The 14,360-nt window shown below is 35.6% G+C and carries 11 protein-coding genes; 5 read left to right on the top strand and 6 right to left on the bottom strand.

Annotation, left to right across the window (positions count from 1 at the left end; genetic code table 11):
- Positions 1 to 14 precede the first annotated feature (14 nt).
- The gene (locus AC23MB_RS00080) at positions 15 to 1,373 is read right to left on the bottom strand and encodes a c-type cytochrome (protein WP_487786219.1); all 1,359 of its coding nucleotides are present in this window, start codon (positions 1,371 to 1,373) and stop codon (positions 15 to 17) included.
- A gap of 185 nt (positions 1,374 to 1,558) precedes the next feature.
- Here AC23MB_RS00080 and AC23MB_RS00085 point away from each other — a divergent pair, with 185 nt between their 5' ends.
- Positions 1,559 to 2,089 (top strand): SPOR domain-containing protein, encoded by a 531-nt coding sequence (locus AC23MB_RS00085; protein ID WP_313030915.1) that lies wholly within the window; start codon positions 1,559 to 1,561, stop codon positions 2,087 to 2,089.
- 50 nt (positions 2,090 to 2,139) lie between these two features.
- Here the strand turns inward: AC23MB_RS00085 and AC23MB_RS00090 are convergent, their stop codons facing one another.
- The 5 genes from AC23MB_RS00090 to AC23MB_RS00110 all read right to left on the bottom strand — a co-directional run bounded on the left by AC23MB_RS00090 (position 2,140) and on the right by AC23MB_RS00110 (position 9,365).
- Positions 2,140 to 3,414, bottom strand: a complete 1,275-nt coding sequence (locus tag AC23MB_RS00090) for a DUF6080 domain-containing protein (RefSeq protein ID WP_487786220.1) — start codon at positions 3,412 to 3,414, stop codon at positions 2,140 to 2,142.
- A 105-nt stretch (positions 3,415 to 3,519) separates the two neighbouring features.
- Positions 3,520 to 5,061 carry a protein adenylyltransferase SelO gene (locus AC23MB_RS00095; protein WP_487786221.1) on the bottom strand — a complete coding sequence of 514 codons (1,542 nt, stop codon included), beginning with the start codon at positions 5,059 to 5,061 and terminating at the stop codon, positions 3,520 to 3,522.
- A 36-nt stretch (positions 5,062 to 5,097) separates the two neighbouring features.
- Positions 5,098 to 7,470 (bottom strand): penicillin-binding protein 1A, encoded by a 2,373-nt coding sequence (locus AC23MB_RS00100; RefSeq protein ID WP_312321850.1) that lies wholly within the window; start codon positions 7,468 to 7,470, stop codon positions 5,098 to 5,100.
- A 7-nt stretch (positions 7,471 to 7,477) separates the two neighbouring features.
- Positions 7,478 to 7,942, bottom strand: a complete 465-nt coding sequence (locus AC23MB_RS00105) for a gliding motility lipoprotein GldH (protein WP_313215898.1) — start codon at positions 7,940 to 7,942, stop codon at positions 7,478 to 7,480.
- Positions 7,935 to 9,365 (bottom strand): PSP1 domain-containing protein, encoded by a 1,431-nt coding sequence (locus tag AC23MB_RS00110; protein WP_487786222.1) that lies wholly within the window; start codon positions 9,363 to 9,365, stop codon positions 7,935 to 7,937. The genes AC23MB_RS00105 and AC23MB_RS00110 overlap by 8 nt, the downstream gene beginning before the upstream one ends.
- 378 nt (positions 9,366 to 9,743) lie before the next feature.
- Between AC23MB_RS00110 and AC23MB_RS00115 the strand changes: the two genes are divergently transcribed.
- The 4 genes from AC23MB_RS00115 to AC23MB_RS00130 all read left to right on the top strand — a co-directional run bounded on the left by AC23MB_RS00115 (position 9,744) and on the right by AC23MB_RS00130 (position 14,272).
- Entirely contained in the window at positions 9,744 to 10,979 is a 1,236-nt protein-coding gene (locus AC23MB_RS00115) for an OmpP1/FadL family transporter (protein WP_374330365.1), read from the top strand.
- A gap of 14 nt (positions 10,980 to 10,993) precedes the next feature.
- Positions 10,994 to 12,514, top strand: a complete 1,521-nt coding sequence (locus tag AC23MB_RS00120) for an SGNH/GDSL hydrolase family protein (protein WP_487786223.1) — start codon at positions 10,994 to 10,996, stop codon at positions 12,512 to 12,514.
- A gap of 92 nt (positions 12,515 to 12,606) precedes the next feature.
- Positions 12,607 to 13,548, top strand: coding sequence for a ribose-phosphate pyrophosphokinase (locus tag AC23MB_RS00125; protein WP_079666470.1), 942 nt, complete (start codon positions 12,607 to 12,609; stop codon positions 13,546 to 13,548).
- Positions 13,549 to 13,615: 67 nt separating this feature from the next.
- Positions 13,616 to 14,272, top strand: a complete 657-nt coding sequence (locus AC23MB_RS00130; RefSeq protein ID WP_487786224.1) for a 50S ribosomal protein L25/general stress protein Ctc — start codon at positions 13,616 to 13,618, stop codon at positions 14,270 to 14,272.
- Positions 14,273 to 14,360 lie beyond the last annotated feature (88 nt).

Below are 14,360 nucleotides of genomic sequence, written 5' to 3' on the forward strand. Positions count from 1 at the left end.
TCTAATTTTTGTTATTAATAATGACATTTACCACACTCTAGACCTCCGATAGCATCTACAGTAATTTTAGCACCTTCGCCGTATTGTTTTTTCAACTTGTCGTGAAGATTCTTGAAATACTCTTGGTTGTAACCGTTAGTCATGTCAACTTCTGTTGTTCTGTGACATTCTATACACCATCCCATTGTAAAGTCGTTAGCCATTTGTACCACATTCATAGTATCAACTTTACCGTGACAAGCTTTACAAACAACATCAATTTGATTGTTAGGATTTTTCTTGTTGAATGACGAAATAATCGCCTTCTCACCAGCTACAACGTGTTGTGAGTGGTTGAAGTACACGAAATCTGGCATATTGTGGATTCTTGTCCATTCGATTGGAGAAGTCTTTCCTGTATACTGTTGTTTAGCAGGATCCCAACCAGCAGCAGCATAAATCTTTTGGATTTCTCCATCGTAGAATGCTTTATCTTTTCCTGATTCCATGTAGTTACCGTTGTACTCAGAAATAGATCTGTGACAGTTCATACATACATTAACTGAAGGAATTTCAGAAACCTTACCATACTTCGCGCCTGAGTGACAAAGCTGACAGTCGATTTTATTTTCTCCAGCGTGGATCTTGTGAGAAAAATGGATAGGTTGCTCAGGTTTATAACCTTTGTAAACCCCAATCCACATTAATGAATTCCAAACACCGTACAATGCTAATACCGCAAGAATAGCGATAACACCTTTACCTACGAAGCTGTATTTCTTATAAAGTTCTGAGAAACTATTAACTCTAGTAGAATTAAGATCTGTTAACTCAGGCGTTTGTTGCAATTTAACTAATTGTCTGATTTTCACTAATAACCAAAGTAATAAACCAGCAATAACAACAAATGCTGCTAAAATCGCTTGAGAATTAAGTTGACTATCTTTTGATTGTTGAACGTTAGCAGAAGCATCTGTTGCAGTTGCAGCAGCATCAGCTTTAGGTTCTTCTTTTGGCGGATCTGTCGTATAAGCTAGGATATCGTCGATATCCTGATCTGACAAATTCGGGAATTGCAACATTTCCACCTTGTTGAAATCTTCGTAGATCTTGTTAGCATACTTATCGCCCGATGCTCTAAGCGCCTTATTATCCTTAATCCACTTGTGCAACCAGTCCGTTTCCAAACCTTGCTCCTTTTTAATCCTGTCAACGACACCGCCCAAAGCAGGTCCAATCATCTGCTTGTCCAAGGCATGACAAGCCGTACAATTGGCTTTGAAAAGATCTTGGCCTTTCTTTGGATCTCCTTGTGCATGAATAGAAGCGCTAGTCGATAGCAACAAACCTATTGCTATCAAACTCTTTTTATAATGCTTTCTCCAACTAATCATTTAATTAATCTTGGGTTAGTAAAATATATTGATTATACATTCAATTAGGCAAAAATAAGACTTTAACATAAATTTATGAGAATCTTATATCTGCTTTTTCTCACTTGTTAATAATTTATAATACTTCTAAATAAGAAAGTTTGGCATTTTTTTTATTTATATTAAATTTGCTAAAAATAAAATAAATGAAAATCCTTTCGAAAGCACTACTTATTTTCATCTTTGTAATTTCATATAAGGCTACTGCTCAACTCGTTGTTAAAACCGACACCATTTCTGGAACACCTGTAAGCATGACTATGGATTCAAGAATTGACAATCTTATCAGCAAACAAGAAGAGTCTTGTGCACGTCCAAAAGGTGGATCATACTCTTCCGATTCCGAAATGATAAAGCAACCAACAAAAATTTTGGTACCAAGTAGAGAGTTAACGCAAGCCGAGATATGTCGCCAAAATCCAAAAATTATGGGTTACAAAATCCAAGTGGCGGTTGTTAAAAGCAATGAAGAAGCTCGAACAATTGGCGCGGATTTCAGAAAAAATTTCCCTTCTTTAAAAGTTGAAATTGATGCTTCTCTTCGTCCAAACTATAAAATATTAGCTGGAAGTTATTTTAATAAGCAAAGTGCTTCTAGCGATTTAAAACGTGTTAAAGCTACTTACGGATCTGCAACAACCGTTCAATACAGAATCTTCTGTGTCGAAGCAAAGTAAAAATTAACTTAATATAAAATAAAAGTCCGAAACAAAAACTTCGGACTTTTTTATTTGTAATAAACATTTAAAAATTCAATAAACTCATCGAGTCTAACGAAATTATTAATGCCAAGATAAACTGTTATCAATACTAAACTTGTTGTTAAACTACTTATTAAAATCGAGTTTTTACGGTATGCAAAAAATAACCAACCAATAAGTAATGGAAAAACGAACACAAAATGTCCACCGTAGATGTAAGATGTATGTAGACCAAATTTCAGAACACAGTGTATCACAACATCGATAAACAATGACCAAAATAAAATCTGTACCAATCGATTTTTAAAATTTTTAACAAAACTCCAAATCACAAACGCCACAATCAAACCAACAACCAGATAAGACCAAAAACTGGAATAAACATCCATAAAAATGGCTTTATATTCGAAGCCTTTTTTGTTGTGATAATCTCGCAAAACGAAAGACGGGAACAACATATTACCTCCAAAAAACCAAGAATAAATCATATCCCAAAGCGGCGTCACCTTCGGATTCGAAAACTTATCATATTGTTCTTCAGTTTTAATAAAGAAATTCTGAATGTTAAAATTAATTCTGTTTAAAAATAATAAAGCAAAAACGCTTATAGAAACTAATACTTTAGAAATTTCGAGACCGATTTTTTTCCAGTTCCAATATAATTTGGGTTGAAAAAGCATTGGTAAATAAACTTTAACAATATTCGTAATCGTTAATCCACCAACTGTAACACCAAAAAATGTAACAGCTCCAAAAGATAAAGTCTTGTCAGCTTGATATTGTTTTGCTACATAATAATTAAACAAACAAAGCAAAAATAATGTGTAAGTATAATTCTCGGGCGTGAAGGACAATAAAATATTAGTCGTAAAAAGTCCAAAAAAGGTAACAATTAAAAGACTTAACCAAAGTGGAAGTTTAATAATGTTTTGTAAATACTTAAAAACCTGAACGATAGATAAACTCACAATAAAACTTGAACAAAGTGCTAAGACAATTCGGAAATCAGCATTCATTTTTCCATCAGTAATCCAAAGTGCAAATTCGCGGATCCAATTAAAAAAATAATTGGAAAGCGGATGTCTCTCAAAGCCGCCGCCAGTCATGACAATTGCGCGATTATCAAAACTAAAATAAGCATCCCACGGAATACGATCATCAAAAACAATCCTGAAATTCTTAGCAATAAAATATGCAAAACTCGAATAACATGTTAATGCAGCTGCGAAAACAATCCACTCCCATTTTTTGGATGGAAAAACAAGTTTCAGAATATTGATAAAATAAGTCTTAATCTTCAATTGAAAAATTTTTGCAAAAATAAGAATCGTAGCAAAACAAAGCGATTAAATATCAAAAGCCTTTCAGAATTTTGAGCTTTGAAAGTCCTCACATATTTAAAAATTCTACGAACTACACGACAATTGCGAACAGCCGTAGATCATATTATACTTTTGGGGACGTTTTTGGTTAAGGCTTTTGTCAACTTTTTGATAAGGATTTTTTAAAACTTTTAAAAGTATATCAAATTTAGTTTGGTCGTCGTTTTCCAAATCCTGAATCGCTTCGTACAACAAATAATTTCTTAATATAAATTGCGGATTATTTTTTAACATCAATTGCTGTGCTTCTGCTTTTGAAAATTTATTTTGCGATAGACGCTCTTGATAAGATTGTAAAAACAAATTAATCCTTTCTAAATCTTCTGTTTTTGTAACGGAATAAAACGTTGAAATAAACTTCTGAGCATCAAGATTTTCTTCCAAAATATTATCAGTCAAAACATTAAAAAATAAAGTGTAATCTAACTTAAGATCTTGCATCATTTGTTGCCAAGTCGTAAAAAATTGATCATCATTTTTTAATAAAGCATCGAAACCGAATTTCTTACAAAGCATCTCGTCATGAAGTTTCCAGAAATTAGAAGCATAATCTTCCAAAATCGTTTGCAAAGCTTTTTCATCTTTAATCACAGGAAATAAAGAATTGGTCAATTGTAAGAGATTCCAATGTGCAATTTGGGCTTGCTTTCCAAAAGCATAACGTTTCCCAGGCAAATCGGTTGTATTTGGTGTAAACTCCAAATCGTATTCGTCCATCATTGAATATGGACCGTAATCGATTGTTAAACCCAGAATCGACATATTATCGGTATTCATCACACCATGCACAAAACCAACACGATACCATTCGATAATCATTTTGGCAGTACGATCGGCAATGGCTTTAAAGAAATCTAAGTTTTTTGTTTCGGAGTGGCTATCAACCTCATCAAAATAGTTTTCGATTGCAAAGTCAATTAGTTTTTGCAACGTGTCAAATTCTTTGCGCGCAGCCAACAATTCGAAGTGCCCAAATCTTAAAAAAGACTCTGCAACGCGAAGCACTGCAGCGCCTTGCTCTTGTTTGGAATGGCCATCATAAGCAATATCTCGCGTTACCAACTCGCCGGTTTTAACCAAACTTAAAGCTCTGGTTGTTGGAACACCAAGATGAAACATCGCTTCACTCATTAAAAACTCTCGAACCGACGACCGCAAAACGGCACGTCCATCAGCAAAACGCGAATATGGAGTTGCACCAACACCTTTCCATTGTAATTCGAAACTTTGATTATTTTCATTCTTGATTTCACCAGCAAAAATTGCACGTCCATCGCCCAATTGTCCCGCCCAATTCCCAAACTGATGACCTGCATAAGCAGTTGCATAAGTTTCGATAGTTTCGGGTAAACTTTGCGCCGCCAAAAAATCTAAATCTTGATTTAGATTGCCAAGACCAATTTCTTGACTTAACTCTTCATTAAAAGCAATGAGTTCAATTTTATTAAATTCGGCAGGAAGCACTTTTGCGAAAATAAATCCTGGTGTTTGTCTTTGATGTAGATCTCCAGAAAAATCTCCTGGAAAAGAGTCAACAAAATTATGTGTAATATTTTTAATATTCATTGTCAAAAAAAGCCCACAAATTGTGGGCTTCGGAATTTATTTATTAAAATCTATATCGTCAGTCTTATTAACTTTTTCATTAATATTCTCTTCCTTTTTAGGTCCAGAATTAGTATGATTAGTTGGCGGTGGTGTTGGATTTTTGATTTCATCCATTGTCCTTAATCCGCCTTCGTCACCATAACCACCACCAAGTCCGCTAAGGTCAGAACAGCTTCCTGTCCAATCGCTTGGTTTTATAAATTTATCTTCTGGTGAGATATTTAATGTTTTATCTGCGTATACTTTTTTCATAAAAATTGCCCAGATCGGTAATGCCATTTTCGCACCTTGACCTTCGCCAGTACTTCTAAAGTGCGTTGCACGGTCTTCCCAGCCCACCCAAACACCAGTCGCTAATTTAGGAGCAATCCCCATAAACCAACCATCGGAGTTTTTCTGAGTTGTACCAGTTTTACCAGCAATTTCAGCAGCTTGTACACCTCGACGTTTAAGCTCTCCCGAAGCCGTACCAAATTCGGTTACACCTTTCATTAAGTCAATCATCGTATAAGCATACATCTCGTTCATGACTTCTTTAACGAGAGGTTTTACTTCTTTAATCACGCGTCCGTTGGCATCTTCAATACGCCAAATCATCTCTGGCTTGGTATAGTTACCGAAGTTTGCGAATGTACTATAAGCTCCCAACATTTCGTAAATCGTAATATCCGAAGTACCTAATGCCATTGGTAAACTTGTATCAATAGGATCTGTAACTCCGAGATCTCTAGCTGTTTGGATAACATTCTTTGTTCCTACCATCTCAGCAAGACGAATTGCCACAGGGTTCTTAGAATAAGCAATTGCATTTTTAAGTGTTAACATACCTCCAGAGCCAGGTACAGACCAATTTCCCTTTGTAAATGTACCGTTCGATACTTGAGAACATGGCGTCATCCCAAGATGCATAATCGCCGTTGCATAAACGAAGGGTTTAAAGGTCGAACCTACTTGACGTTTACCTTGTTTAACGTGATCATATTGGAAATGTTGCCAATTGATACCACCTACCCACGCTTTGATATCACCTGTTTGCGGATCCATCGACATCAATCCAGCTTGTGCAATTTGTTTATGATAACGGATAGAATCCCATGGCGTCATCTCAACTTCTTCTTCACCATTCCAAGTGAAACGCGTCATTTTAGTTGGCGTTTTGAAATCCATCATAATAGAATCTTCTGGCATGCCTTCAGCTTTCATTTGCTTGTAACGACCAGTTCTTCTAACGGCGGACATCATCAATTCATCAATCTGTTTCTTACTCAAATTATAATAAGGACGATTAGAGTTGTATTTCATCTCGTTATCGAAATTCTTCTGCAGAGAAGTCAAGTGTTCTTTAATAGCTTCCTCGGCATATTTTTGCATTTTAGAATCTAGAGTAACATAAATTTTTAAACCGTTTTTATAAAGGTTAAGTTCTTTACCAGTTTGCTTTTCGTATTCTGTAAGATATTGTTGAATCTCTTTTCTTAAATAAAATTTATAGTAAGCAGAGTAATCTTCTTCAACCTTTTCAACAGGAGAAAAAGTTACAGTTACTGGCTCATCAATAGCTTTATCATAAGTCTGTTGATCAAGATAACCAGTGTCCAACATTTGCTTAAGTACAACATTACGTCTTTCTTTAGCTCTTTCTGGCTTACGGTAAGGATTATTTTTACGTGGATTTTCCAACATTGCCACAAATGTTGCAGCTTCTGGAAGCGTTAAATCTTTAGTTGATTTATTGAAATAAACCTTAGAAGCCATTTCAACACCTTTTGCATTAAACAAAAAATCAAACTTGTTAAAATACAAAGTGATGATTTCTTCCTTGGTATATCGTTTTTCTAAACTTACTGCAACACACCATTCTTTCAACTTTTGGAACGCACGTTGAAACTTATTTTGAGAAGCTTGACCAGTGAATAACAACTTCGCTAACTGTTGAGAAATCGTAGAACCTCCACCTCTATCGCCACCGAAATAAACAGCTCTCGCAATCGACTTTAAGTCAATACCAGAGTGCTCCTTAAAACGTTCATCCTCTTTTGCTTGTAACGCGTACACCAAATAAGGCGGTAACTGTTTGTAAGTAACCGGAATAGTTTTTTCTTTTTCGAACTTACCAAGAAGCTGATTGTCAGAAGAATAAATCTCCGATGCAACATAGATATCTGGATTGTCCAAATCCTTAACATCTGGCATATCGCCGACAAATCCTTGTGAAACAGCAAAAAACAATCCCGAAATCCCAAGAATTACTGCTATTAATCCTAGCCAAATAAATTTAATCCATCTTTTAATACCAGAAGATGTTTTTTTCTTCTTTGGTGGTAATGGAAATCCACTGGCAGGTTTTGATTTTTTATTGTCTTCCATATATTATTTATGGCTTTACATTTACAATTTTAACGCCCAAATCTTCAATCCCTGGCAGATTATCTTTTCGCATCGCTTGTATTACGCCAATGCTAAATTGACCATCTTTCGGGAATTTGAAATCTGATTTGTACTGAAACAATATCTCTTTAGTATCTCCAAATCCGCTTCCAAGCCATTGACCATTAGGTTTTGAAAGGACATAATTGAGCGTATCTTTCGACAAAACTTTTTTCTTGTCATCTAGAATTGTACCAATTAATCGCAGATTACTATAAGGATAGTTGTCATTGTTTCTAACAACAAATATAATATTTTTCGGATTTTGATGATCTTTCACCTCAAAAGTTAATTCTTGGATTTTATTTTTATTCCAAGAACCAGCCAAAGATTGCATACTAACAACCTCATTGGCATCATTACAACTAATACAAAATAGTCCCAAAACAAAGACTCCTAAAAACTTACACATTGTTCCCATTATTGGAATTAGGATTAGAATTTGGTTTTTTATGAAACTTCTTTTTATTGTTAAAAGGTTTTTTAGCCTTTGGCGTCTCCAAATTGTTGTTAGCTTCCGCAGAAACTTCAACTTTCTTCACCTCTTTTCTCACTTCTTTTTGAGCATTTCCATTTTGGTTATTTTGACCATTTTGGTTAGGCTTAGAAGCGTTTCGGTTTTGGTTTTGTCCAGAGGTGCTACGTTCTCTTCTTTCGCGATTATTCTTCGGTCGATCACTGTTATTTTGATCATTAGAACTACGATCTTTATTACGATTTCGAGGATTCTTTTTATTATTTGGACGCGATTTCTTTTCAAAACGATCTAGGCTACTTTCTTGGATTAAATCCACATTAGCAACTGGCGCGTTTTGAGCCTTGAAATCTTCCAAAGCCGGCGATGGTTTTCCTTCTTGGTTAACAGAAATCATCATCTTCACATCAGAAATATCAATATCATACCAAGCCATAGAGTTTTCTACGTACGCAAACCACATTTTTCTTTTGAAAACGTCAATTTTAATACAGAAAGCTTTTCCTTTTTCGGTATTTAAAACGGTATTGGTCGCCGGAAAATCGCGCAACGTGTCCATATAACTATCCAATTCGTAGTTAAGACAACATTTAAGTTTTCCGCATTGACCAGCTAATTTTTGAGGATTGATACTTAATTGCTGATAACGCGCTGCATTGGTATTAACAGATCTAAAATCTGTCAGCCAAGTCGAACAACAAAGCTCTCTACCACATGATCCAATACCACCAACTTTCGCTGACTCTTGACGGAAGCCAATCTGCTTCATATCAATTTTTGTACGGAAAGCTCCTGCATATTCTTTAATCAACTGACGAAAATCTACACGAGAATCGGCGGTGTAATAAAAAGTGATTTTGGACCCATCACCTTGGTATTCTACATCTGTAATCTTCATCGCTAGACCAATTGAATATGCAATTTTTCTAGCCTGAATTTTCACATCGTTTTCCTTTTTGCGAAGTTCTTGCCAAACTTCGATGTCCTTTTGTGTAGCGTGTCGATACACTTTAAGAAGTCCTTCTGTAGAGGTTTTCTTCTTTTTCATCTGGATTTTTACTAGTTCTCCAGTTAAACTAACTACGCCAATATCATGACCGGGATTCGCTTCTAACGTAACGGTGTTACCTGCCGCAAGAGGCAAGTTATTTGTGTTTTTGAAAAAACTTTTTCGATCGTTTTTAAATCTTACTTCTACATATTCGTTAGAAGAAGTGCCTGGGTTTTTGACATCAGACAACCAATCGAAAACATTTAATTTATAGCTATTTCCACAAGTATCTACACTGCTACATCCATTCGAGGATTTTGTTCCACATGAATGTCCTGAATCGCCGGATGTCTTACATCCACAACTCATATTAAAATATATTATTCTCGCAAAGTTAACTTTTTTTGATTAAAGTTGTATTGCAGATTTTAGAAATCCTGGTTTTATATTTCATCTAAACTTTTATTAAAAACAATCAATATTTAATAATGATATATTCAATTTATTAACACATCAAAACTTAAACTTAACATGGTTTGTTATGGCTTGCATTGCAATGTTTAACATTAAACAAAATATTAATTAAACATAATAAAATCCTAATTAAACCAATATTTAAGATGTATTTTAATCATTTTAAAATTTAAACAAACATAAAAACTAAATGCTTGTTTAGTTAATTTTATAAAATTTTAACATTCTTAAAAAAATAAATTTTATATTTGACCATAATATAACATTACTTCTATGAAAAAATTACTTATAACAACGGCTTTAGCAGCAGGTGTTTTATCATACGCAGGTGGATTCCGAGTTTCGTTACAAGGAGTTAAGCAGCTTGCGATGGCACACACAAGTGCACATGCCGAAGATGCGAGTGTGACTTTCTTTAACCCTGCAGGTATGTCTTTCATCCCAGCTAAACTAAGCGTTGTTGCAGGTGGTTTCGGAGCCATAAATAAAGTGACTTTCCAAAATCTTTCTACGCTACAATCTGCAGAAACTGACAACCCAATTGGTACACCTTTATATGCGGCTGTAGCCTATAAAGTAACAGATGATGTGTCATTAGGTTTTAACTTCGCAACACCATTTGGTAGCACCATCCAATGGCCAAGCACTTGGGAAGGCGCTGAAATGGTACAAAAAATGGAGCTAAAGAGTTTCTTTTTCCAACCAATGGTTTCTTTTAAACTTGCGCCTTGGGCTTCATTCGGAGCTAGCTATATTTACGCAAAAGGAAAAGTAGATTGGGACAAAGCAATTACTGGTTACGGAGGAAGTCTTAATATTAATGATGAAAAAGCATCTGGATCTGGTTTCGGGTTTGGTTTTTATTTCCAACCAAACGACAAGTTAGATCTAAATGTTGCTTACCGCTCTCCAATCGATATGAAAGCTAAAAACGGAACCGCAACATTCAACGTTCCAAAATCTTTATATCCAAATCTAGGTATTGACGCTAATGGTCAAGACAAATTTAAAGCAACTCTTCCATTGGTTGACGAGTATACATTAGGTGCAACTTATAAAATTACACCTAAATGGTTAGTATCAGCTGACTTCAACTACACAGGTTGGTCAAGATACGAGCGACTAACGCTTGATTTCGAACATGCTCCAGTTGGTAACCAACCAACCGACCCAACAGTTTTGGTAACACCTAAGAAATTTAAAAACACTAAAACTTTCAGACTTGGTACACAATATATGTTTAATGACATGATTGCTGGTAGATTGGGAGCTTATTACGATGAATCGCCTTATTCTAATGAAAACTTCATCCCAGAAACGCCATCATTTAATTCATATGTTATTACTGCGGGTCTTGGATTCAAATTCAACAAATTGGGTGTAGACATTGCTGGAGCATACGCAATGCCACAAAGTCGTCAAGTTAACAACACGTATTATAACTTCGTTGGACAAGCAAAAGCGAAAGCTTACTACTTCGGCCTTGGTCTATCTTATAACGCGTTCTAAAATTTTAAATCATTATGAAAAAGATATTATTTTCACTATTTAGCATTTCTGCTTTATTAGCAACGCAAAGTTGTAAAACAGATTTTGACACCGACGTTACTGATGTTGTCGTAACTAAAGGCGATGCAGATTTTACAAAATATGTAGCATTAGGTAACTCACTTACTTCTGGTTATAGAGATAATGCATTATACTCTGATGGGCAAAACGAATCTTATCCATCGATGATTGCACAACAAATGAAATTAGCCGGCGGCGGCGAATTCAAACAACCAATGATGCCAAATAACATTGGAGGATTCTCAAACCTTCCAGGCTTTGGTGGGAAACTAAATCTTCAAGTTGTTAATGGAAGCTTAGCTCCTGTAGCAAGCAATCCTGGCGGAACATTAGATAATATTTCAGCAGGTGGACCATACCAAAACATGGGAGTTCCTGGCGCAAAAGTAGCGCATCTATTAGCTCCTGGCTACGGAAATCCTGCAGGACTTGCATCTAATCCAGCAACAGCTAACCCATATTTTACAAGATTTGCATCTAATGCTCAGACATCTGTCATAGCAGATTTCTTAGCTCAAAAACCAACATTTTTCTCTTTATGGATTGGGAACAATGATGCACTTCTATACGCACTAGCAGGGGCTGACTCTTCTGTAGAAACTTTAACACCAGCTGATCAATTTAAAACATATTACAATATGTTAATTGCACAAATTGCGTCTACTAAAGCAAAAGGTGTTATTGCAAATATTCCTGACGTGACAACCATCCCTAATCTTACAACTGTTCCGTACAACCCTTTAACATCTTCTGTTCTAGGTGGAGGAAATATTGCAGTAGGTGAAGCAACAATCGACAAACTGAACGCAAACCTTTATGGTCCTTTAGTACAACTGTTAAAAGTTGTTGGTGGAGGCGACAGAATACAAATGCTAAGCAAAACGGCAGCTAATCCTCTTTTAATAAAGGACGAAAGTTTAAATAACCTAGGCCCAGCAATTACATATGCAGCAGCTAACTCTGGCAACCCAGTTTTAGCGGCATTAGCAACTTACCTTGGTGCTACTTATGGACAAGCAAGACAAGCCAAAGCAAGTGACTTAATTCCATTAGCTACAAAAAATGCAATTGGAACAGCAGAAGCAGGCGTTCCAGCAGATTTAAGTGCTAGAGGTATTGCATATCCTTTTGCAGATAAATACATCCTTACATCAACTGAAGTTACTGAGGTTAACACTGCAATTGCTAGTTACAACGAAACAATTAAAGCTGCAGCAACTGCTAATGGCTATGCCTTCGTAGATGCTAATGCAAAAATGAAAGAGTTGGCACAAAAATCAGGTATCCAATGGAATGGTGTTAAATACACTGCAACATTTGTGACTGGTGGAGCATTTTCCCTTGATGGTGTTCACCTAACAGGTAGAGGCTACGCAATCGTTGCTAACGAATTCGTTAACGCAATTAACAAACAATACAAGTCAACATTACCATTAGTAGATGTTAACAAGTATTCTGGCGTGAAATTCCCTTAATCGAAAAGACACCAATTATTCTTTATAAAAATAAACCACTTGATTATCGAGTGGTTTATTTTTTATTAAATTTGCAAAAAATAAAAAGTAAAATGTCAGATCTACAACCCAGCTATCTATTTTCCACAAGAACAAGTAGAGTCTTAGCTGAAAAAATCGCAGAAAATTACGGTCAAGAACTTGGTCACATCATTATTCAAGACTTTAGCGATGGCGAGTTCGAGCCTGTTTTAGAACAATCTGTAAGAGGAGGACGTGTATTTTTAATCGGTTCTACTTTTCCTCCAGCAGACAATCTTTTAGAACTTTTGTTAATGATTGACGCTGCTAAAAGAGCTTCTGCTAAAAACATTACTGTCGTACTTCCATATTACGGTTTGGCAAGACAAGACAGAAAGGACAAACCAAGAGCACCAATCGGTGCAAAACTAGTAGCGAATCTTTTAACCGCTGCAGGCGCTACAAGAATCATGACAATGGATCTACACGCTGATCAAATCCAAGGTTTCTTCGAAATTCCTGTTGATCACCTTTATGCTTCTACAATTTTTGTAGACTACATCCAGTCACTTAATCTTGATGATTTAACAATTGCTTCGCCGGATATGGGTGGCGCAAAAAGAGCAAAAAACTACGCAAGTCATTTAGGAGCTGAGGTTGTTATTTGTTATAAAGAAAGAAAAAAAGCTAATGTTGTTGAAGAAATGTTATTAATTGGTGACGTAACCAACAAAAACGTTATCCTTATCGATGATATGATTGACACAGCTGGTACACTTTGCAAAGCGGCTGACATCCTAATGGAAAAAGGTGCAAAATCTGTAAGAGCTATTGCAACGCATCCAGTTTTATCTGGAAAAGCTTATGATAATATCCAGAATTCTCAAATTTCGGAAGTTATTGTGACAGATTCTATTCCTATTAAAGAAGGTTTATCATCAAAAATAAAAGTATTGAGCTGTGCACCACTTTTCGCAGATGTTATGAAAAGCGTACACGAGCATCATTCAATTAGTGATAAATTTATCATCTAAAAATAAATATTTCGCATTTTCAGAAAATTCTGTATATTTGCAGACTTAAAATTTAAACATTTTTAAAATGAAATCTATTACAATTCAAGGTACAAAAAGAGAAAACGTGGGCAAAAAGTCTACTAAAGCTTTACGTGATGCTGAATTAGTTCCTTGTGTTGTTTACGGAGGTACAGAAAATTTGAACTTCTCTGCAGAAGAGAAAGCTTTCAAAGGATTAGTATATACTCCTGAAGCACACACGGTATCTATTGAGGTTGATGGTCAAACGATCGCTGCTGTACTTCAGGACATCCAGTTCCACCCAATTACTGACAAAATTTTACACGCTGACTTCTACCAATTAGCTGCTGACAAGCCAGTTATCATGGAAGTTCCTGTAAGAATTACAGGTCGTGCAAAAGGTGTTGTTTCTGGTGGTGTGTTAAGACAAACTTACCGTAAGTTGAAAGTTAAAGCTATCCCAGCTAACTTACCTGACGAAGTTGTTGTTGACGTTACACCTCTTAAAATTGGTAACAAACTTTATGTTGGTTCTATCAAGAACGAACAATACACTTTCATGCATCCAGACAACGCGGTTATCGTAGCTGTTAAGATGTCTAGAAATGCAATGAAAGGTGGTGCTGCTTCTCAAGATGAAGAAGATGAAGAAGAAGTTGCAGAAGCTAAGGATCAAAATCCTGATGTACCTACAACAGAAGAGAAATCTACTGAAGCTTAATATTCTTTTAAAGAATTTTATTCTAAATATAAAACCTGTAGCAATGCTGCAGGTTTTTTTGTTTTAAAAATCTTGTTAAATCTAATTT

Source organism: Soonwooa sp. T0.1_25, from assembly GCF_057652215.1.

What these genes read in the sequence shown, in the direction of transcription:
- AC23MB_RS00080 (WP_487786219.1), bottom strand. Translation starts at nt 1,373, where the DNA reads ATGATTAGTTGGAGAAAGCATTATAAAAAGAGTTTGATAGCAATAGGT.
- AC23MB_RS00085 (WP_313030915.1), top strand. Translation starts at nt 1,559, where the DNA reads ATGAAAATCCTTTCGAAAGCACTACTTATTTTCATCTTTGTAATTTCA.
- AC23MB_RS00095 (WP_487786221.1), bottom strand. Translation starts at nt 5,061, where the DNA reads ATGAATATTAAAAATATTACACATAATTTTGTTGACTCTTTTCCAGGA.
- AC23MB_RS00100 (WP_312321850.1), bottom strand. Translation starts at nt 7,470, where the DNA reads ATGGAAGACAATAAAAAATCAAAACCTGCCAGTGGATTTCCATTACCA.
- AC23MB_RS00105 (WP_313215898.1), bottom strand. Translation starts at nt 7,942, where the DNA reads ATGTGTAAGTTTTTAGGAGTCTTTGTTTTGGGACTATTTTGTATTAGT.
- AC23MB_RS00110 (WP_487786222.1), bottom strand. Translation starts at nt 9,365, where the DNA reads ATGAGTTGTGGATGTAAGACATCCGGCGATTCAGGACATTCATGTGGA.
- AC23MB_RS00115 (WP_374330365.1), top strand. Translation starts at nt 9,744, where the DNA reads ATGAAAAAATTACTTATAACAACGGCTTTAGCAGCAGGTGTTTTATCA.
- AC23MB_RS00120 (WP_487786223.1), top strand. Translation starts at nt 10,994, where the DNA reads ATGAAAAAGATATTATTTTCACTATTTAGCATTTCTGCTTTATTAGCA.
- AC23MB_RS00125 (WP_079666470.1), top strand. Translation starts at nt 12,607, where the DNA reads ATGTCAGATCTACAACCCAGCTATCTATTTTCCACAAGAACAAGTAGA.
- AC23MB_RS00130 (WP_487786224.1), top strand. Translation starts at nt 13,616, where the DNA reads ATGAAATCTATTACAATTCAAGGTACAAAAAGAGAAAACGTGGGCAAA.